At 48.9% G+C, this 20,973-nt stretch carries 21 protein-coding genes; 18 read left to right on the forward strand and 3 right to left on the reverse strand.

Translation table 11 applies throughout. The features are described 5' to 3' along the window. Positions 1 to 473 precede the first annotated feature (473 nt). From FRY98_RS25210 to FRY98_RS25255, 11 genes are all read left to right on the forward strand, one after another. Positions 474 to 1,055 carry a GNAT family N-acetyltransferase gene (locus FRY98_RS25210; RefSeq protein WP_249043534.1) on the forward strand — a complete coding sequence of 194 codons (582 nt, stop codon included), beginning with the start codon at positions 474 to 476 and terminating at the stop codon, positions 1,053 to 1,055. 199 nt (positions 1,056 to 1,254) lie between these two features. After that, positions 1,255 to 1,650, forward strand: a complete 396-nt coding sequence (locus FRY98_RS25215; RefSeq protein WP_148457421.1) for an RDD family protein — start codon at positions 1,255 to 1,257, stop codon at positions 1,648 to 1,650. A 283-nt stretch (positions 1,651 to 1,933) separates the two neighbouring features. Continuing rightward, positions 1,934 to 3,205: an ABC transporter substrate-binding protein gene (locus FRY98_RS25220; RefSeq protein WP_148457423.1), complete on the forward strand. Its 1,272-nt coding sequence runs from the start codon at positions 1,934 to 1,936 to the stop codon at positions 3,203 to 3,205. A 152-nt stretch (positions 3,206 to 3,357) separates the two neighbouring features. Next, the gene (locus FRY98_RS25225) at positions 3,358 to 3,747 is read left to right on the forward strand and encodes a hypothetical protein (RefSeq protein ID WP_148457425.1); all 390 of its coding nucleotides are present in this window, start codon (positions 3,358 to 3,360) and stop codon (positions 3,745 to 3,747) included. A 187-nt stretch (positions 3,748 to 3,934) separates the two neighbouring features. Then, positions 3,935 to 5,116 (forward strand): ABC transporter substrate-binding protein, encoded by a 1,182-nt coding sequence (locus tag FRY98_RS25230; RefSeq protein ID WP_276508733.1) that lies wholly within the window; start codon positions 3,935 to 3,937, stop codon positions 5,114 to 5,116. 164 nt (positions 5,117 to 5,280) lie between these two features. Next, positions 5,281 to 6,660 (forward strand): LTA synthase family protein, encoded by a 1,380-nt coding sequence (locus tag FRY98_RS25235; protein ID WP_170287186.1) that lies wholly within the window; start codon positions 5,281 to 5,283, stop codon positions 6,658 to 6,660. 44 nt (positions 6,661 to 6,704) lie between these two features. After that, positions 6,705 to 8,003, forward strand: coding sequence for an erythromycin esterase family protein (locus FRY98_RS25240; protein ID WP_148457431.1), 1,299 nt, complete (start codon positions 6,705 to 6,707; stop codon positions 8,001 to 8,003). 54 nt (positions 8,004 to 8,057) lie between these two features. Continuing rightward, positions 8,058 to 8,225 (forward strand): hypothetical protein, encoded by a 168-nt coding sequence (locus tag FRY98_RS28610; RefSeq protein ID WP_170287187.1) that lies wholly within the window; start codon positions 8,058 to 8,060, stop codon positions 8,223 to 8,225. A gap of 148 nt (positions 8,226 to 8,373) precedes the next feature. Beyond that, positions 8,374 to 9,153 (forward strand): TetR/AcrR family transcriptional regulator, encoded by a 780-nt coding sequence (locus FRY98_RS25245; protein ID WP_148457433.1) that lies wholly within the window; start codon positions 8,374 to 8,376, stop codon positions 9,151 to 9,153. A 110-nt stretch (positions 9,154 to 9,263) separates the two neighbouring features. Then, the gene (locus FRY98_RS25250; protein WP_148457435.1) at positions 9,264 to 9,884 is read left to right on the forward strand and encodes a class I SAM-dependent methyltransferase; all 621 of its coding nucleotides are present in this window, start codon (positions 9,264 to 9,266) and stop codon (positions 9,882 to 9,884) included. Positions 9,885 to 9,964: 80 nt separating this feature from the next. Next, a complete protein-coding gene (locus FRY98_RS25255) occupies positions 9,965 to 10,474 on the forward strand; it encodes a DinB family protein (protein WP_148457438.1) in 510 nt (169 codons plus the stop codon). 72 nt (positions 10,475 to 10,546) lie between these two features. Here the strand turns inward: FRY98_RS25255 and FRY98_RS25260 are convergent, their stop codons facing one another. Genes FRY98_RS25260 through FRY98_RS25270 form a run of 3 tightly spaced genes read right to left on the reverse strand, consistent with a single transcriptional unit; the run spans position 10,547 to position 13,445 of the window. Then, complete coding sequence (locus FRY98_RS25260) at positions 10,547 to 11,542, reverse strand: CobW family GTP-binding protein (protein WP_148457440.1); 996 nt, start codon at positions 11,540 to 11,542, stop codon at positions 10,547 to 10,549. Positions 11,543 to 11,569: 27 nt separating this feature from the next. Then, positions 11,570 to 12,502 carry a TIGR03943 family putative permease subunit gene (locus FRY98_RS25265; protein WP_148457442.1) on the reverse strand — a complete coding sequence of 311 codons (933 nt, stop codon included), beginning with the start codon at positions 12,500 to 12,502 and terminating at the stop codon, positions 11,570 to 11,572. Positions 12,503 to 12,515: 13 nt separating this feature from the next. After that, positions 12,516 to 13,445 (reverse strand): permease, encoded by a 930-nt coding sequence (locus FRY98_RS25270; protein WP_148457444.1) that lies wholly within the window; start codon positions 13,443 to 13,445, stop codon positions 12,516 to 12,518. Positions 13,446 to 13,620: 175 nt separating this feature from the next. Here FRY98_RS25270 and FRY98_RS25275 point away from each other — a divergent pair, with 175 nt between their 5' ends. The 7 genes from FRY98_RS25275 to FRY98_RS25305 all read left to right on the forward strand — a co-directional run bounded on the left by FRY98_RS25275 (position 13,621) and on the right by FRY98_RS25305 (position 20,898). After that, positions 13,621 to 14,238 (forward strand): DUF421 domain-containing protein, encoded by a 618-nt coding sequence (locus FRY98_RS25275; RefSeq protein WP_148457446.1) that lies wholly within the window; start codon positions 13,621 to 13,623, stop codon positions 14,236 to 14,238. Positions 14,239 to 14,430: 192 nt separating this feature from the next. Continuing rightward, positions 14,431 to 15,420: a biotin synthase BioB gene (gene bioB / locus FRY98_RS25280; protein WP_148457448.1), complete on the forward strand. Its 990-nt coding sequence runs from the start codon at positions 14,431 to 14,433 to the stop codon at positions 15,418 to 15,420. A 74-nt stretch (positions 15,421 to 15,494) separates the two neighbouring features. Beyond that, complete coding sequence (locus FRY98_RS25285) at positions 15,495 to 16,187, forward strand: response regulator transcription factor (RefSeq protein WP_148457450.1); 693 nt, start codon at positions 15,495 to 15,497, stop codon at positions 16,185 to 16,187. Next, positions 16,184 to 17,191: a sensor histidine kinase gene (locus FRY98_RS25290; protein WP_148457452.1), complete on the forward strand. Its 1,008-nt coding sequence runs from the start codon at positions 16,184 to 16,186 to the stop codon at positions 17,189 to 17,191. Before FRY98_RS25285 ends, FRY98_RS25290 begins: the two co-directional genes overlap by 4 nt. Before the next feature lie 110 nt (positions 17,192 to 17,301). Continuing rightward, positions 17,302 to 18,057, forward strand: a complete 756-nt coding sequence (locus tag FRY98_RS25295) for an ABC transporter ATP-binding protein (protein WP_148457454.1) — start codon at positions 17,302 to 17,304, stop codon at positions 18,055 to 18,057. Next, on the forward strand, positions 18,054 to 19,991 hold the full coding sequence (locus FRY98_RS25300; RefSeq protein WP_148457456.1) for an ABC transporter permease: 1,938 nt from the start codon (positions 18,054 to 18,056) through the stop codon (positions 19,989 to 19,991). Before FRY98_RS25295 ends, FRY98_RS25300 begins: the two co-directional genes overlap by 4 nt. Before the next feature lie 52 nt (positions 19,992 to 20,043). Further along, positions 20,044 to 20,898 (forward strand): undecaprenyl-diphosphate phosphatase, encoded by an 855-nt coding sequence (locus FRY98_RS25305; protein ID WP_148457458.1) that lies wholly within the window; start codon positions 20,044 to 20,046, stop codon positions 20,896 to 20,898. Positions 20,899 to 20,973 lie beyond the last annotated feature (75 nt).

Consider the following 20,973-nt stretch of genomic DNA (forward strand, 5'->3'; position numbering starts at 1 on the left):
GCCCTCCAGCGCCGATGGTACTTGGACCGAAGGGTCCTGGGAGAGTAGGACGCCGCCAAGCAACTGAGAAAGAGCACTACCGTATGATGCGGTGGTGCTCTTTTTGTATGCTCAATAAGTGTGCTATTTAAAATACCTGCAAATCTGCAGGAATTTCCGAGCGTTTTAGCCTCGAAAAGCGAAAAAGATGCAAAAGTGCAGGGATTTTCGGCCATTCCGCCCGAATGGAGCCCCTACAGCGAAAAAAGCCTGCAGATTTGCAGGAATTTCGCTCAGCGGGGGCTATTTCCCCAAAAATTCCTGCACATTTGCAGGAATTTTTCCCTCCGCAAAAGTTTTCTCCTATCTAATGACTAATTATCCTTATAAGCTACAATAGGAGGGGCTGCTGTGAAAAAGCGACAGGGTCAGTGAGGAGAACACCACATTATTTTGCTGCGAGCTACCGTCCCTAGGTTATTAGATGTATAATCATGGAAGAAAGCATGCAAGTATCTGTTTGGCATGGTGAAGAGGTCAATTCCAATGAAAGCGAGAATTTAGATATGAATTTACACATTCGTAAAATGACTGAGAAAGATCCTATCGTTATTTCCAATGCTTTTGAAGAACAAGGTTGGCATAAGTCGGTTGAGTTATATCACAAATATGTTAAAGAGCAGGGTTGCGGTGAAAGAATTTCTTTGGTTGCTGAATTAGAAGGGGAATTTGCTGGGTACGTTAACGTTATTTGGAGTTCGTATTATGACTATTTTAGAGAATGTAATATACCTGAAGTGTGTGATTTTAATGTCTTAAAGAAATACCAACGACGGGGTATAGGATCAAAACTTATGGACAAAGCAGAGGAAATCATTCGTGAGAAATCTCGGGTAGCGGGTATCGGTGTTGGTCTGTTTTCAGATTACGGTAACGCCCAAATACTTTATATAAAGCGCGGATATATTCCGGACGGTAAAGGGATTCACAATGGTGAACGATATGTAAAGCATGGTGATAGCATTATAGTAAATGATGACATCGTTTTATATTTAAAAAAGCAGTTAATGAACTAATTAAACAGAGTATCCGCGCTGTTGCCTTGCTGACTAAATGAAGGAGAAAATTTCAACGGGCTTCCCCGTCTATTAAACACAAGCCTAAGATTAATTTCTCCAGCAACGAGGCAGGTATAGAATCTCAAGCAACCGGAAACAAATCGTCAAGAGGATCATAAATTTAAAATAATCTACTTTATAAGGAGTGTGACCAACAATGCAAGCCGGATTTTGGATAAGGTTGGGGGCAGCGATCCTGGATGCAATCATCGTGGGTATTCCTTTGGCTATTCTTTCCTATATTGTGACCGGAGATTTTGATGATAATATCATAACCAACCTATTGTCCTTCTTATATACATTGCTTTTGCCTGTTGTATGGGGAGGGTATACGATCGGGAAACGGATCTGCGGAATAAAAATCAGAAAGGTGAGCGATCTATCACCCCCGGGGATTGGTACGATGTTATTGCGTAATGTAGTTGCCGGCATAATTTATGCAATAACCTTCGGCATTGCAACCATTGTCAGTGCATTTATGGTTGGGCTCCGCGAAGACAAAAGATCGATTCATGATATTATTGCGGGAACGGAAGTCGTATATGAAGGGTAGTATGAAATTTTATTAGGAGTATGATGCTAGCTTAAAAATGAAAAAGACTCTGGACGCTCGATCGGAGGCGTCTTTTTAATTTGAGAGCACGGAATCCGAGACGGATGGACGCAAACTGAATGATTACTTGGAGTCTGTCATATGGAAAAGCGCATATGCAATACTATTTTTGAATCTTGACGCATACTAACAAATGAAGTAAGATTGCTATAAAAGTAATTATATACCAAATAAATAAATTTTTAACTTATGCTTGCTCGTTGGAAATGGAGGTTTTGCAAGATTGTCTTCGAAGATAAAAATGATAGTCTGCACTCTGCTATGTACGATTCTAATTTCCGGCTGCTCCAAGGAAACTGGATCTTTTACCAAGGACAAAGATGTAACATTGGACGTTGGATATACCAAAGAGGAGCATTTCAAACAAAGGTATTCGGCTTTACTCGAAGACGATTATCCGAACTTCAGGGTTAATGTTGTCTCGACGAAAGAGCTGTTAAATCCCGACACGAACCCTGTACAATGGGTAAAAGAAAATCAGGTGGATCTCATTTATTTGCCTTCGGAACTTATGGATTCATTTGTACAAGAAGGGTTGCTTGCGGATATTGGTCCATTGATTCAAAAGGACGATTTTGACTTGGAAAGATTTGTGCCCAGCGTCATTGAATTAACTAAAACGTATGGCAGCGGAAAGATCTATGGTTTACCGACGAATTTTTATGGCAGCGCCATTGTTTATAATAAGAATTTGTTTGAGAAATATAAAATTCAATATCCCGAGGATCAAATGACATGGGAAAGCATTCTATGGCTATCCAGCAGATTCCCGTCAACCGATTCTAACAATATCAAAGGAATTTCGCTTAAAAATACGAACTTACTGGATTTGATTTTACATATTGGACAAACATCCGGCCTCAAGGCATACGACCGCCAACAACAGCAAGTGTCTTTTAACGGCAAATCATGGATTCCTATTTGGGAAAACGCTATTCAGGCCTATACTAATGGGGCTTTAGATATCAACGCGGATCAAAACTCCTATTTGACTCCTTTTTTGGCGGGAGAGAGAGCGATGGCCGTAGTAAGTTACGATGACTACAAGCGTCTGGAGCAAGAGAAGCTTCCTTTCGATTGGTCAACCGTTACCATGCCTATTGATCCGGCTCAAGCGGATCAGTCCGATTCCTTACGGGTACCCGGATTTTTCGTCATTCTAAATTCCTCGGACGATATGGACGCGGCTTGGGAACTACTTAAATTTTTCTGTTCTGACGATGTCGCCCGTTGGGAATACCGTTCCGATTACGGATTTTCCTCTTTATTGGATCAAGTGGTTTCCAAATTTGAAGATAGAGAAAAAGTGACCCCTTTTTATAAATTGTCACCGAAGCTAGATCACGATCATGATATATTGCCAAACGAGTTATTGACGATCACACAGCAGACTTTAGACCAAATTTTAAATCATACCCTCTCCGTACAAGAAGGATTGGATTCATTACAGACCAAGGCCGACCAAGAATTAAAAAGGATGACACCGATGGATTGATGTAGGTGGAGTCGAATGACTTCTGATTGCATAGATGAAGCTTGCAAGCTAAATACTAGTGTTAGTTTGTAAGGATTTTTTCATCATGTTCGTACCTACATGCTTACTTCCGGAAAAGTCAGAAAAATTAATTTTGGGAGGAGACTGATTTTATGAAGAAAAGGTGGAGTATTGCCGCATTTGCCGTTGTAATGGCTGTAACCGCAGCTATTCCGGTTTTTGCCGCCAAAGATTCGGACGCGACTACCGATGCGTATATCGGTTATTCGCAACAATCGAGCAGTTACGTCAGGGGTAAGGCATATGCATCATCAGCAAATTCAAAGTTCAAAAGCATTAACGTGACCGGAACATTTTATCAGGGTTCCACGAAAAAGGAGTCGGGAAGCTCATCCGCAACGAAAAAGGGATATGAGGCAGCATGGTATACAAAAGACAGCACGTATTCTAGCTCCAATTCCTATTCTTTGAATGCCGCATCGCGAACATATTACACCGATGGAACATCCAGCGATCAATCCTACGCTTCAGCTAGTTGGTAAAATTCGATCTTAAGAAAAGGGGGGGCATTCCCCCTTTTTACAGTGAGGGAAACAGTAGATGTTACGTAAATGGACCATCATTTTTTTATCAATAAGCCTGCTGATGGCGTCCGGATGTTCGATCCGTCCTATGAAGGAGCCTGTTACCATTACGATTAACTTTCCTTCCGAAAAGCTATTCTATCAAATGTATGGGCATGATTTTGAAGACAAATACAGTCATATCAAGATTCAAGTCATCAACGAGGATCTGGGCGACAAGTCGACGGTGCCCTCTGCCGATGTGCTGTTTATGGATCAAGTTACCGTCTACAACCGGCTGGTGGAGGAAGGGAAACTTCTTAATTTGGAACAAAAGCTCAGGGATAAAAAATATCCGATCTCGGAGTTTAGCCCTGTCGTCGTGAATGCATTGCGATCGGAAGCGGACGGTCACTTATACGCCCTAAGTCCATCTTTTATCAGTCATGCTCTCTATTATAATAGGGATCTTTTGAGGCAATACGGGATTCCGCTACCCCAAAACCGAATGACCTGGGAAGAAGTGCTTGCTCTTGCAAAAAGGTTTCCGGAACAAAATGCGGACGGTGAGACCTTGTATGGTTTTAAATCAAATTATTACATAAATATACCGTTCTCGATGATCCTTAGAATCGGTCAGACGGAAGGCCTAAATTTCGTGGATGCTCGAACATTGCAAGTGAATATGGATTCAGCCGCATGGCATAGCATATTTCAGATGGTCGTCGAGGCTTTTCGGGATAAAGCCGTATATGACAAGGATGACGATCCAACGGGGGAAATCGAACCGGCACCTATATTGACCGGCCATGCCGCGATGGAAATTCAGTCTTACACGATAGCCTATAATTTTGAAAATTACGGCCGGTTTATCGGTGCCAAACCTATCCATTGGGACATGGTGACCGTTCCGGTAGGTAGTAGGAGTCGAGGGCAAAGCGACTATTACGAGGTACAGGAGATTTACGGAATTTCCTCTCAAACGCAGCATGAAGAAGAAGCTTGGGAGTTGCTCAATTTCATAACGAACGATACGCAAAAAATGACAAAGAATCAGCAAGATCAACTATCCATGGGTTTGCCCGCAAGAATGGATCTGATTAAAGCTGTGCAGGGCCACGATTTATCTCCCTTGTACGAGCTGGAACCCGTAACGAAAAGTAACAATCCCTATGACTATATCCATCATGAAATCATAAACGCTTTTAAAGAAGTGGGACAAAACGTGATCGAGGGAGCCATAGAGAATAAAATCACGGTAGACGAAGCGATTGAAAGGATTGAAACAGAAGGACAGGCGGCGATTGACGAAATGAAATTAAAGCTGGAGCAAATGCCTGACGAGTAGTGGCGATTGAAGCTAAAGAGCTTCGAGTCAAATGCGAGCACGAAAAAAGCGCCGAAACACGGCGCTTTTTCTTTTGCATCGGGAAGGCGTAAATTTAACACATAATCCGAACCGGACGGCGGCAAATTATTGAGATACTAATGTCTGAACGGAGTGGTTTTCGTATGGGAAAAAGCGCCGGAAATATATTGGCCGTTCTGGTACTCGGTGCTTCGCTGCTGTATTGGTTTCATACCGTTGGTGAACCTTGGCTCCGGCCTTCCCCGCCCGCTTCACAATCCGAATGGGTGCAAGCCTTGAACCAGCATCGCAGTCTTGATGAAAACGGCAAGGGAAAAGTGTTTTTTGGCGCGGCGAAGGGCTGCAATTTGATCATGATTCAATTGGAATCGCTGCAAAACTTTATGCTTTACGCTTCCATTCAAGGGCAGCAGGTCACCCCGGTTTTAAATCGGCTGGCTCGGGAAAGTTTGTATTTCCCGTATATTTTTCAGCAAATCGGACGTGGGAATACGTCGGATGCGGAATTTATAAGCAATACGTCCCTTTACCCGATCGGGGGCAAAGCGATGTCGGAAGCCTTTGGAGACCGGATCATCCCGAGTCTTCCCCGGCTGCTCAAGACTTCGGGATATACGTCCCGGACGTTTCATGTGAATGAAGCGAGCTTTTGGAACCGGGATGAGCTTTATCCGGCATTAGGTTTCGATCAATATTACGACAAGCCCTATTTCCCGGCAACTTCATTTAACCATTTCGGTGCATCGGACGAGGAATTATTCCGGGTAGGTATTCAGAAGATCCGGTCGTTCCGGGAGAGGGGACAAAAGTTTTACACGCAGTTCGTGACGGTATCCAGCCATTCTCCTTTTGTCATTCCCAAAAAAATGAAGCGTATCAAACTGACGAAGGATTTGGACAAGACACGCCTCGGCGACTATATCCATGCCATTCATTACGCCGACTATGCCTTAGGCACTTTTATTGAGCAATTGAAACGGAGCGGGGTTTGGGATGAATCCGTGGTGGTCGTCTACGGCGATCATTTTGGGTTAAACAGACAGCTGCACAAACCGGAAGAGGTCAGCAAAGCCTTGGGGGTCCCCTATCACGAACCGATCAGTCGATTAAACGTTCCTTTGATCATTCATTTGCCCGGTCAGGAGCAAGGCCGGGTGATCGAGCGGACAGGCGGACAAATGGACATTTTGCCGACGTTGGCGAACCTGATGGGAATCGATCTGGTGCAGCGAAAGTTTACGGTGTTCGGGCAGGATTTGCTGAATGTGAAGCATCATCTGGTAGGGGGGCGGTATTATTTGCCGGAGGGCTCTTTTTTCAAAAATGAGGTGTTGTTTATACCGGGAAAAAACGGATTTCGGGACGGGCGGGCGGTGTCGCTGCGAACGTTCCAGGCTATTGAAGACAGGACTTCGCTCAAGGAGGATTACGAATCCGTTTTAAGGCTGCTCAAGCAGTCCGACTCCTTTGTGAAGCAACTGCCGCGGAGAAGCGAAAATATTGCCATACATAGAACGCCTTGAATTTTCGAAAAGTATGGAAAGAAAGCGGCGAAAGGAGGAAGATCATGCAGCGGTTGTTACAGGATGCGCCGACGGTGGAACAACTCCGAAGCAGGATTCTTCGTTATCGGAACCCGGAGGATCTCCGGCCTATCGTTCAAGCTGCGAGACGGGCGCGTGTGGTGCTCTTGGGTGAAGCGTCTCACGGAACCTCGGAATTCTATACGACGCGTGCGGAGTTGACCAAGCGGTTGATTGCCGAATCCGATATCCGGTTTATCGCGGTCGAGGGAGACTGGCCTTCCTGTTTTGAATTGAATAAATACGTAAAGGACCTAGAGGATAATGAAGCCAATTCAGCGAGGGAAGCGATGGAGGCCTTTAACCGGTGGCCGTCCTGGATGTGGGCCAACCGGGAAGTCGAGGAGTTTGCGGAATGGCTCAGAGCTTACAACTTGCAGCGGTCAACGCGGGAGAGGATCGGTTTTTACGGTCTGGACTTATACAGTTTATGGGAATCGATGCAGCAGATCATCGGGTATTTGCAGCGTACGGGTTCGCCGCTTCTGGAGCAGGCCCTTCATGCTTTCGCCTGTTTTGAGCCCTATGGTGAAGACTCTCAGTCTTACGGAATCTCGGCCGGCCTGCTTGGTGAGAGCTGTGAGGAAGAAGTGATTCGCTTGCTGCAGGAGATACGTACTTCGGACAGAGGGTCCGGAGGACACCAAAGCCATCGCGGCGGGGAAGCGGAGCTTAGTGCGGAACTCAATGCCCTGGTTGCTGCGGATGCCGAGCATTATTACAGAACGATGGTCCGAGGCGGGCCGGAGTCCTGGAATGTGCGGGATCGCCATATGGTTCACGCCCTGAAGAAACTTCTGGACTTTCATGGCTCCGATGCGCATGCGGTGATTTGGGAGCACAATACGCACATCGGTGACGCCAGGGCAACCGATATGGCCGAGGACGGCATGGTGAATGTAGGCCAACTCGTTCGGGAGCAGTATTTGAAGCATGATACGTTTAGCGTGGGCTTCGGCACCCACCACGGGGAAGTTCTGGCCGGGTCCGCCTGGGGAGCTCCGGTCGAAGTGATGACGGTTCCTCCCGCAATGAAAGGGAGTTGGGAAGATTTATTGGCGCAGGCCGGGGAAGGAGAAGATCTGCTGCTCCTTTTTACGGAGGAACATTCCCGTGAGGCGATTCCTGAACTCGTGGGACATCGGGCTATTGGGGTGGTGTATGATCCTCGGCATGAACGTGGGAATTATGTGCCTTCCGATATAGCGGCCAGGTACGACGCTTTTATCTATCTCCATGAAACCCATGCTCTCCATCCGCTACCTTTGGAGTCCCTGGTTTAAAAACCGGCGGATTCCCTTTTGCCCTCAAACTCGTACTGGGAGGTGACAAGACCGATGAGCAACAAAATCGAAGCCATTCGGGCGGACCATCAAAATTTCCTCGACAAGACCGAGGATGAAGTAAAGGAAGTTCCGGCGACGACAAATGTCAACGATGCTGTGGAAGCGATCACGGCACATATTAACAAATACGACGTTCCGGAAGAAAAAGAAGACAAATGAATGAAGCAAGAGAGCAAAGGAACCCGCGCGGGTTCCTTTTTTCCGTTATGCACGGCGCTGAACTTGACACCCTATTTTGTATAGAATATTATATTAACATACTTATGGGTATTTTTATAACATGCCGACGAGCAGGAGTGAACGCGAATTGACAGTACGGGATCAGGTTTACAAAGCGGCCGAGGAACTAGTAAGAAGCAAGCCATTCGATCAAATTACTTTTGCCGAAATCGCAAAGCGCGCGGGGGTGCATTGGACGGCGGTGCGCCGGCATTTTGGAGACAAGCAGGGAATGCGGAAATGGCTGATGGAACAACAGATGGAGCGGCAGGGCTCTCTTGCCGATACCCGCACGCGAATACTTGAGGCGGCCGCCAAAGTGTTTGCCGAGCAGGGATATGCCCAGGCCTCGTTGGAGAAAGCCGCGGCGGAAGCGGGTTTGACTAAAGGAGCCGTTTACTGGCATTTTCCGAGCAAGCAGGATTTATTTCTGGCCATTATCGAGCGTAACTTGACCCAGCAACTGCAGCAGTTGCCACTGGATATCGAACAGCTGTTGGGAGCGGAGAATCCCGAATCGGCCCTGACCGCATGGCTCTATGCCCAATTTGCGTGTTTGGAGAACGGCGATGGCGGGTCGATGTTGTTCTTTGAATTTGTAACGTCGAGCCGGGAACCGGAAATTCGTGCGAAGCTTCAGAAGGTATATGGTAAAAGTCTGGAGGCGATCGGGGATTTCCTGGCACAAATGCAGCAGAAAGGCTACATTGCCGAGGGGCTCGACCCGCGAGCGATAGGGATTATGGTTGACGGTCTAATCAAAGGCCTGCTCATCGAATGGCTCATTGATCCGGTACGCTGTGAGTTGAAGCCTTTACTGGAGACGGTAGCCCAAGTATTGTGGCGTGGAATTGCGCCCAGAACCTAAGAAACGACCCGTAATACATAGCTTCTGTATATACGGGTTTAAATTATAACGTCAACATACTTTTTAGTATTTTAATAGATATCTTTGTAGTATGCTATAGAGGGGAGACAATGAGCGTAAACAAAAATATCCGTAGGTTTGAGAAGCAAGCGGTCGTTTATGATAAAAAAAGAGAAAAGCGTGAACTCGGCACCTTGCGAAGGCGGCTTTTGGAGTCCGCAAGCGGAAAGGTGCTGGAACTTGGTATCGGAGCGGGGAGCAATCTTCCTTTTTACCGGAAAGAAATCAGATTAACCGGCGTTGATTTTAGCCCGGCCATGCTGGAGAGAGCTAAGGCGGCGAATGACCGTTTATATGAAATTGAGGCGAATTTTATACAGGGCGATATAGACACGCTGGAGTTGAAAGAGAACTCGTATGATACGATCGTCTCGACCCTTACCCTGTGCGCTTATCGGGATCCGGGCAAGGTATTGCGGCGGATGAGCCGATGGTGCAAACCGGGAGGCCGAATTCTTTTGCTGGAACATGGGTTGAGTTCGAATTCAGTTCTGGCGTTCGGCCAGAAGCTTGTCGATCCCCTGGCTTACCGCTTTGTCGGTTGCCACCATAGCCGGGATATCATGAAGCTGGTTGCGGATTCTCCGCTCCAAGTCCAGCATGCCGAGCATGCGATGGCCGGGATGGTTCATCTCATATGGTGTGAACCGCCCGCATCGGATCAAGGCTGATCATTTGAGAAGCCCCTCCGCCAACTGGTATACTAATAGTACATTCTTACATATCCATATCAAGGAGGTTAGATTAGTCTATGTACCATACAATTCAGGAATTTTTGGACGATTGGCGGCAGGAAGAGGCCCTTACGATTAAAGTGCTCGAACGGTTGACGGACGCTTCCTTAAAGCAAGCGGTGTCGGAACAACAGCCTCGCAGCTTGGGCGATTTGGCTTGGCATCTGCTTGGCGGACTTGGGGGCATCTTGGGAGGTGCGGGGCTTCGGATCGAAGGTCCCGATTTTAAAGCCCCCGCACCGAGCAGTGCGGCGGAAATCCTGGAAGGCTACCGGCAAATGAGCGCCGCGGCTACTAACGCGCTGAAAGCGCAATGGAATGATGCAAAACTGTCGGAAAGTCTGAAGCTGTTCGGGTTTATCGATACAACCTATAGCGGCGTCTTGACCACGGTAGTTCGGCACCAAATCCATCATCGCGGCCAAATGACCATTTTGATGCGTCAAGCCGGCGTCGTGCCACCGGGTGTTTACGGGCCCAATGAGGAAGAAGGGGCTGCCATCCGCGCGGCACAAGGCGGAAAATAGGCGGGCACCGCAAAAAGCGAAGCCTTCTAATCGCAGGGGTTATACCCTTAGGTTAGAAGGCTTTTTGCCGCATTAACAGACGGAGCGCCACTCCTCAAGCAGCCGGGCTTCGTCCAGTTCATAACCGATGACGACCAGATAATGCGGGCCATCGTACGGGGAGGTTTCTTTCCGCATCCGTTTGCCCGCGAACTGAATCAGAGAGGCGTGGGGGGATCCGTCCAGGGAAAGGTAGCCTTTAGCTCGCAACACTCGGCCTTCCCGGTGTTTAAGAAACTTTTCGAGCTTTTTCTCGGAGAAAGAGGCTTGTTCCGGGATCGGGATAAAGATGCTTTGAATGCGGGAATGCGACTTATGCCGATGCCCATGTTCATGTTCATGCCGGTGCGAAGCATGTTCCGGGAACCGACGGGATGTAGGTGCGAGGTTGCCGGTTTGCCGCAAAGGCTGCAACCCATGAAGCAGCAGGTCAAAATCGACTTTGGCGTTGACGGCGGGAAGCCGCGGCGCGAACGGATTATGCTTCTCCACCAGCTTGGTCACCTTGGCCAGATGTGAAGAGTCCACAAGATCCGTCTTATTGATGATTACCGCATCGGCCACATCGATTTGCCGGCGCAGCGTATGAACGAGCTCTTTATCCGTGGAAAATATACTGTTGTAATCCAACGCGTGTTCCGCATCCAGTACGGTAATGATTTTGTCCAATATCACGCTGTCGCGAAGGCTCGGATCGGCCATGGCGTCCACGACTTCCTCCGGATTGGCGACTCCGGTAAGTTCTATGACAAGCAGATCGGGGGCAGGCCTCAGGGCAAGGAGATGTTGGAGTGCCCCGGAAATCTCGCTTTTTTTGCTGCAGCAAATGCAGCCGTCCAACAATTTCTCCAGCGGCAGCCCATCCAGTGCTTGGGTAAGAATCAAGCCGTCCACATCCTGGCGTCCGAGCTCGTTCATCAGAATCGCGGGCTTAAGCCCGCGTTGGCGGATGTCGCTCAGCAATTGCAGCAGAAGGGTCGTTTTTCCGCTGCCCAAAAAACCGCTGATGATAAGAACGGGGGTCTTCATTGATTATCGCTCCTGACTTTTTAGATTTTAAGGGAGGCTGACGTTCAGAAACTCGAAGTTAGGGTATATATATGGATTTTCCGGAGCTTCCATGACTTCGATTTGCTGCACATCGATTTTGATGATGGAGTTCCCGTTATACACGGTATGGCCCAGGGTGCCTTTAACCTTGACCCAGGTATCGTTTTTAAATTCGGCGGCTTTCTCCGATTCCGCAAGCACGCCGTACGGGGAGGCGTCGGCGGTACAGCACTGGACGGCGATCCGTCCGATGACGAACTGGTTGGCGGCCAGGTCCGGCTCCCGATATACAAAGCCGGTGATTTCTATCTCTCTCCCCATAAAAGGGTCGGCAAACGTAATAATCGACGATAGAATTTCCATGTAGATCTCCGGTTTGACTTCGATCGCGGGCAGGACATAAAGCTTTTTCGCCAGTTCGGCCAAATCCCGGTCGAAGTCATTGTCCGCCTGAAACAGCTGGTCCAGGTCAGGCTCTTCGGCCTGGATCAAAGCGCCGGTAACGATCGAATCACCGGGTGTCGTATTTCCTGGGGAAGTTGCCGGGTTTACCTGCCTGAGCGGCACTGTCCCGAGCTGCATCCCTTTTTTATTCGCCAACGAACCGCTTAGCACCGTGTCCGGCAGCGTAAAACCGAGCAGAAGCGGAAGAATGAACAGCGCATAGAGCAAGCCGCTTCCGAATCGACTGGAGGTTTGCGGTACTTCGCAGCAATCGCATTCGGCCATTTGACCTTTATAGGAACGGTAGGCGATAAAGCCTTGAATCACGGCAAGGGCGTACAAGACGAGGGCCGACCCTTTGACGAGCGGCATGATTCTTGTTCCGATATACAGTTGAAGGGCATCCGTTTCCACCAAATAGGCGATATAGCCGGACAGGGCCAGCAAAAGGACGGTTTTGGTTACATTATGGAAAAGCAAACGTTTATTTTTCAAAGTACACCTCCTCCTACCGGAGCAGCAGATGATCCAGACCGACGCTGAAGACCAGCACCAGCACGACGATCAAAGCTCCCAAAGTAATAACAAACCTCGTTTTAAATACAGACAGCAGCATAAGCGTGCTTTTTAAATCCAGCATCGGCCCCAGCACCAGAAACGTAATGAGCGAACCCGCGGAAAATACATTGACGAAGGAGGAAGCGACAAACGCGTCCGAGTTGGAACAAATCGACAACACATAAGCGAAGCCCGCCATCAGAAAGTGGGATGATAACGGCCCTTGGCCGTAGGCCGACAATCGGGCGGTATTCACGAACGTATGAATGAGGGCCGTAATGCATGCGCCAAGCAGCAAATATTTGCTCATCTCGAAAAATTCCTGGCTCATATGGTTGAAAAAGCCGGTAAGTTTGGCCGTTCTCCCGCCGGAATGAGGAGTTCCCTGTCCGCTGTTTTCCTGAGCGTAAAGATGTTCCGCCCGAATCCGCAGAGGCGGATACCGGACGACTCGATAGATGATCAATCCGATGCTGAAGGCGATAATCAAAGCCAGTCCCATGCGGGAAGCCCAAATTTCGGGACGACTCCGGAAAGCGGTGTACGTGGCGAAAAAGACGATCGGGTTTAGGATCGGTCCGCTTAATATAAAGACAGTGGCTATGTACACAGGCATGCCTTTGGCGATGAGACGCCGGATGACGGGAATCATGCCGCATTCGCAGATTGGAAAAAGAATCCCGAATAAACATGCCGCAAGGACGCCCAACACCGGGTTCTTGGGAATCATTCGCGCAATCCTCTGTTCGGAGACGAAAACCTGCAGCAAGGCGGAAAAGACCACCCCCAACAAAATAAACGGCAGCGCCTCAAGAAAAATACTGATGAACATCGTGCGGAAAGTAAGCAGGTCCTCATAGGGTAAAGAGAATGAAAGCATGAAGATATAACTCCTTTTAATAGTACGCTTCAGATAGAGTGAGGAAGATTATGGATTCATTTTAATAGTAATGTTTACAAATAACAACCCTAGTTTTTGCATTCACCGGATTGCAGCGAATAAGATGCTTAGAAAATCAACATGCTATGAGCATCCTACGGAATGAGGGATTTTCATGAATGGGGTAGCGATTTGGAATGAAGTCTGGAAATCGGTGGTCGTGATTCTAGGCGGAATGGTGCTGCTGCGGTTTGCGGGCCGTAAATCCATTTCCCAAATGACAATTCCGACCACAGTCATTATGATTTCCATCGGGACGGTCATCGTTCAGCCGATTGCCGAAAGGAGTGTGTGGCTTGCGCTCTTGGCCGCCACCGTATTCGTCGTGTTGTTGATCCTTTTGGAGGGACTGCAACTGAGATGGAATTTCTTCGAACGGGTCATGCAGAATAAAGCCTATATCGTGATTAAGGATGGAGAAATCCAGCCGCAGGCCTTGAAAAAGATAAGAATGACCGTAGATCAACTTGAAATCAATTTGCGTCAAGCGGGGATTCGGCGGCACAGCGACGTCAAAACAGCGACGATCGAACCGAACGGGCAGCTTGGCTATGAACTTCTTGAGGATGCCGCTCCCGTTACCTTAAAGCAATTGAAAGAGTTGCTGGATCAGTATTTTTCCGGGGCAAACGCGACGGCAGGGTCACAGGGCGGCTCGAATTCCAAAGAAATCTCGGTCTTTGCGGAAATCGAACAAGCCGGCGCGAATACAAAAAATAAAAAGTTGCAATAGCTTTACTGAATGGATCATCCGGAATCATCATGAGGGATGGTCTTTTTTGTATGTCATCCGTTTGCCTGCCGCTCCGTTTCTCGGTCGTAACGAAAAATTTTAGTGGACTAATTGTCAACTTAAGGTTTATTATTTTGGTTGACAATTAACGCAAGCTAACTAAAATATCCACTAGAAGGGGAGAAACGGTTGATGCACCATCGGCGGGATTGGAAGGCGTTTACGGAAAAAGCGCTGAACGGCGGGCTTTTGACGATTGAGGAGGGCCTGAGCGTACTTGCGGCGGCGGATGATCAGATCTTGAGCATCCTGGAGGCGGCCTACCAGGTGAGGAGGCATTATTACGGCAATAAAGTGAAGCTGAATATGATCATCAACGCGAAAAGCGGATTATGTCCCGAGGACTGCGGTTACTGTTCGCAGTCGGTCATTTCAAAAGCTCCCGTTCCCAAATATACGATGCTGGATAAGGAGACCCTCTTGGCCGGGGCCAGGGAAGCGATGGCCAGAAAGGCCGGAACTTACTGCATCGTAGCGGCCGGAAGGGGGCCGACGGAACGGGAGTTGGGACAGGTGATCGAGGCGGTGAAGGAGATTCGCGAAACGATGCCGCTAAAAATCTGCGCCTGCCTGGGGCTCCTTGGTGAGGAGCAGGCCCGAAGGCTAGCGGAGGCGGGGGTTCACCGATATAACCATAATTTGAATACAAGCCGGTCGAACTACGGCTCCATTACGACGACGCATACGTACGAGCAGCGGGTAGAGACGGTTGAGAAGGCCAAGGCACAGGGAATGTCGCCTTGTTCCGGGGTCATCATCGGGATGGGCGAGTCCGATCGGGAAATCGTCGAAATGGCTTACGCGCTGCGCGAGCTTGACGCGGATTCGATCCCGGTCAATTTCCTCAATCCGATTCCCGGAACCCCGCTGGCTCGGGCCGAGCGGACGCCCGCCGCCAAAGCATTAAAGACGCTCGCCTTGTTCCGTTTCGTTTGTCCGTCCAAGGAAATCCGGGTGGCGGGCGGACGCGAGCTGACGCTTCGGACGCTGCAGCCGCTGGCGCTGTATGCGGCAAACTCGATTTTTGTGGGTGACTATTTAACAACCTCCGGGCAAGAGATAACCCTCGATCACCAAATGATCGAAGACCTTGGATTCGAGGTTGAAGAATGCGCGCTATAACCGGAAGGATGGCGTATCTCGCTGATTTGCTATACACTGGGTAATGATGCAGATGATAAAGCGTGGTGACTTCAGTGTTTAAGGTTATGCTAATTGAAGATGATATGACTCTTTTTCAAGAGGTAAAGGACCGTTTGCAGCAATGGTCTTATCAGGTATACGGCGTGGAGGACTTTAGCCGCGTGCTTCAGGAGTTTACGGAGATCCGGCCGGATTTGGTCATCATCGACATTCAATTGCCTAAATTCGACGGGTTCCATTGGTGCCGGATGATTCGCGCCCACTCCAATGTGCCGATCATCTTTCTGTCCTCCCGCGATCACCCGACGGATATGGTCATGTCCATGCAGCTCGGTGCCGATGATTTTATCCAGAAGCCGTTCCATTTTGAAGTGCTGGTCGCCAAAATTCAGGCCACCCTGCGGCGGGTTTATAACTATAATACGGAGCGCGTAGAGTTAAGAACGTGGCGCGGGGCGACCGTGGAATACGTGAAGAATACGGTTGCCGACGAAAAGGGTTCCGTGGAGTTGACGAAGAACGAGATGTTCATTTTAAAAATGCTGATCGAGCGGAAGAATCAAATCGTCAGCCGGGAGGAATTGATCCGCAGTCTTTGGGATAACGAGCATTTTGTCAGCGACAATACCTTAACGGTCAACGTCAACCGCCTGCGGAAGAAGCTGGAGACCCTCGGGCTGGATGCTTACATCGAAACCAAGGTGGGGCAGGGCTACATGGCGACGGAAGAGGCCGGCTCATTATGATCGGTAAATACATACGGGAGCGGCTAAGCTGGATTTTGCTCGTGCTGTTCCTCCAAGGGCTGCTGTTGTTTGTCGCTTATTTGGACAATACGATCCCGTTTCTGCCGATGGTGTATATCGCGTTTTTATCGCTGTTGATATTCACGGGCTTCCTTCTGGTCCGTTATACCAAAGAAACGAAGTTCTATAAGACTCTCGATTCCTGGGAGGATACCTATGATCTTTCCTCCATCGCTCCCCCGGAGAGCCCGTTCGAAACGATCGCGCTGGACCGGCTGACGCTGCAAACCGAGCGGTTCAAAAAGGAATCCTCGCAGCACCTTGTCGAGCTGGAAAGGGAGAAGGACGACCTCCTTTCCTGGATCCACGAAGTGAAAACGCCGCTGACCACCCTGCAGTTGATCATCGACCGGATGGATGACGAAGCGCTCAAATCCCAGCTGATGTACGAGTGGCTGCGCATTCATCTTTTGCTGGATCAGCAGCTCCACCAGAAGCGGATTCCTTTTATGAAAAATGACGTGTATATCGAGCGGACCACCTTGGAAGCCGTCATTCACAAGGAAATCAAAGCGCTCAGATCCTGGTGCCTGCAAAAAGGGATCGGCTTCGATGTGTCCCTCGCGGCGGAGGAAGTGCTGACGGACGAGAAGTGGCTGGGCTTTATCCTCAGGCAGCTTCTGACGAACGCCGTGAAATACAGCAGCGCTTCTTCCGACATCGTGATTGAAAGCGAGGAAGAGGAGGGGCGGGTCCGGCTGCGGATTCGCGATCACGGCCGCGGGATTGATCCGAAGGACATGCCGCGTATTTTTGATAAGGGCTTTACGTCGACGACGATGCACAAGGACACCGCTGCAACCGGTATGGGACTCTATTTGGCGAAAAAGTCCGCGGAAGCGTTGTCCATCCGGATTGAAGTGGAGTCCAGACAGGGAGAGGGAGCCACCTTCTCGCTCGTTTTTCCGAAGAGCAATGAATTCGTAAGTTTGAGTCAGCTGTAGCGAGGCATGTGACAACATTGTCACATGCTTTTCTGCTTTGTTCGTCGAATCGAAGGAAAGAGCCGGGCCTCTCGCTTATGATTAGAGCATGAACTGAAGGAGTGGTGGAAATGGCAATTTTGGAAGCCAGTAAAATTTATAAAAGCTACGGAAATAAATTCAATAAGCAGGAAGTGCTGAAAGGCATCGATTTAAGCGTGGAGAAGGGCGAGTTCGTCAGCATTATGGGCGCCTCGGGATCGGGGAAAACCACCCTGCTGAACGTGTTGTCTTCGATCGACAAGGTCAGCCTCGGCAGCATCAAAATCGAAGGCAAAGAATTCACAGGCCTGAAAGAAAAGGATTTGGCCGAATTCCGAAAACATCATCTGGGTTTTATATTTCAGGAGTACAATCTGCTCGACACGTTGACCGTAAAGGAAAACGTACTCCTTCCATTATCGATCAAACAAGTCTCCCGGAAGGAAGCGGACCATAAATTCCGCGAGGTGGCCACGGAGCTGGGGATTTACGAACTGAAAGACAAGTATCCGAACGAGATCTCCGGCGGTCAAAAACAGCGGACTTCGGCGGCGCGGGCCTTTATTCACGAGCCTAGCATTATTTTCGCGGACGAACCGACGGGAGCACTGGACTCCAAATCAGCCTCCGATCTGCTGAACAAGCTGAGCGAGTTAAACCGCAAGATGGAGGCCACGATCATCATGGTGACCCATGATCCGGTGGCGGCGAGCTATTGCGGCCGGGTTGTTTTTATCAAGGACGGACAAATCTATACGCAGCTCAATAAAGGTGAGGAAACGCGGCAAGCCTTCTTCAACGACATTATGAAGACGCAGGGCGTATTGGGCGGTGTTCAGGGATGAACATCAACTACCTGATTTTTCGCAATTTAAAGAAAAACCTGAAAAACTACTATTTGTACGTATTCGCCTTAATTTTCAGCGTGGCTTTATATTTCGCGTTCGTTACGCTGCAGTATGATCCGGCCATGGAGGAGATTAAAGGCTCCGTTAAAGGCGCGGCCGGACTTGCCGCCGCCTCGGTTCTTCTCGTCGTGATCGTCGCCGTATTCTTGCTCTATGCGAACAATATTTTTATCAAGCGGCGGGGGAAAGAAATCGGCTTGTTCCAGTTGATCGGCTTGACGAAAGGAAAAATATTCCGCATCCTGAGCAGCGAAAATTTGATTCTCTATTTCGGTTCGATGTTGATCGGTATTTTCCTCGGCTTTGCCTCTTCCAGGCTGTTATTGATGATTCTGTTCAAGATCATCGGCGTGGATGCCCAAGCGTCGCTGAATTTTTCGGTACAAGCTTTAGTGCAGACTGTCATTGTCTTCGCGGCGATCTATTTGTTGATTATGCTGATGAATTATTTGTTTATCAGACGGCAGAGCATACTTTCCTTGTTCCGTGTCGTTTCCACGACCGAAAATACGGTCCGCAGAATGACATTATCGCAAGTGATCATCGGTTTTTTGGGAATTTCGCTTATTTTGTTCGGCTATTATGTGTCCACTAAGCTGTTTAGTGGCGCTTATGACCAGATGAACAAGTTATTTATGGCGATGCTTCTGATCCTGGGCTCGGTGATTGTGGGAACTTATCTCTTCTATAAAGGATCGGTAAGCTTTGTTTTCAACCTGATCCGCAAAAGCAAAGGCGGTTATTTGTCGCTCAATGAAGTGCTCTCGCTCTCGTCCATCATGTTCCGGATGAAATCGAACGCTCTGCTGCTCACAATTATCACAACGGTGTCCGCATTGGCCATCGGGTTGTTGTCGCTCAGCTATATCTCCTACTATTCGGCGGAAGAGTCGTCCAGGCAAACGGCGCCGAATCATTTTACGCTGTTGGAGGAAAAGGATATAACGGCGTTTACCGCGGCTCTGCAGAAAGAAGGCATCGATTACACGGTGATTCGCCGGGATGTGATTGTGATGGATGCCGATGTTTCCCGGTTAGTCGGGGTTAGCGTGGCGGAAGGGTCAAACGGGATCATGTCTTTGCCCATCGTCGATGAGAAATCGGTCGCAGGGGCGGAGCTTTTGCCCGGAGAAGCCTTGTTAACCGGCTCCAGCGATGCCATGAAGCAGTTTATGGGAATCCAGTCCACGGGGGATTTGGAGCTGAAGGGACGGACGCAATCGTTTCCTTTGCATGTCAAGGGATTGAATAAAGAATCGGTGGTTTCTTTGTATTTTTCCAAGGGGGTTCCGACGCTCGTCGTGAACCATACGGTGTTCGAGCGGCTGGACAAAGAGAAGGTGCCGGACCTGCAAAGAATGCCCAGCGTATACATGGGAATCGATATCACCGATCAAAGCAGGCTGGAACAGGCGAATGATCTCTACAATGAGTTGAGGGTTGACGAAAAAAATGGCTATATTTCCCGATTGAACAGCATTGCCGATCAAAAAAGCAGCATGGGGCTCATCATGTTTATCGTGGCTTTTCTCGGTCTAACTTTCCTCATTACCTCCGGCTGCATTTTGTATTTCAAGCAAATGGGGGAGGGCGAAGAGGAGAAGCCGAGTTATACGATCTTGCGCAAACTCGGGTTTACGCAAGGCAATCTGCTGCGCGGTATTAAGATCAAGCAGATATTCAGCTTCGGCATTCCGCTCGTGGTTGGGCTATCGCACAGTTATTTTGCCGTCCAATCCGGCTGGTTCTTCTTCGGAACCGAACTATGGACGCCGATGTTCCTGGTCATGCTCCTCTATACATTGCTTTACAGCATCTTCGGCATTTTGTCGGTGCTGTTCTATAAGCGGGTAATTAAGGAGTCGTTGTAAGGAATTGCGTAAAATATGTGACCGCTAAATGGAAAAAGGAGATCTCAAAGCTATGGAAACCATTTTTTCAATCCTGAAATCGATTATTTTGGGGATCGTGGAGGGAGTTACCGAATTCCTGCCGGTCTCTTCCACGGGCCATCTGGTCATCTTTGAAAACTTGCTGGGCTTCAAAGGGACGACCCCGTCTTATGTGGAGATGTATACGTACGTTATTCAACTGGGAGCGATATTGGCGGTCATCGTCCTGTATTGGGGCAAAATCAAGGATACGCTGGTCAATTTCTTCCCGCAGAAGGTCGGTTTTGAAAAGTCGGGATTCCGCTTTTGGCTGATGCTGGCGATCGCCTGTATTCCGGGAGGCGTGTTCGGCGTCCTGCTGAACGACTGGTCGGATGAGCATCTGTTTACGCCATTTATCGTGGCGTTCACACTGTTTTTCGGCGGGCTGTGGATGCTTTACGCGGAGAAAAAATTCCGCAACAACGGGCTGGGCGGCGGAGGCGACGAGTTGAACGTCACGGTCAAACAAGCGCTGATCATCGGCGCTTTCCAATGCCTCGCCATTATTCCGGGCATGTCGCGCTCGGCTTCGACCATCATCGGCGGCTGGGTAGCGGGCTTGACCACGGTGGCGGCGGCGGAGTTTTCGTTCTTCCTGGCGATTCCGGTCATGGTGGGAATGAGTTTCCTGAAAATCATGAAGATCGGTGGATTTTCATCGATGACTTCGACCGAACTGATTTCGCTCGGCGTCGGCTTTGTCGTTTCGTTTCTCGTCGCGCTCGCCGTCATCAGCAAGTTTATTTCGTATCTGCAAAAGAAACCGATGAAGGTATTCGTATACTACCGGATGATTTTTGCGATTATCGTCCTGATCGCCGGGCTGGCCGGCTTGTTCCACTAAACGAATCCGTGAGACTATAACGGAAATTCCACCTTCTTAGACATGTTGTGTCCGGCATATAGCTATGAAAAAGAT

Source organism: Paenibacillus faecis (assembly GCF_008084145.1).
GTDB lineage: Bacteria > Bacillota > Bacilli > Paenibacillales > Paenibacillaceae > Fontibacillus > Fontibacillus faecis.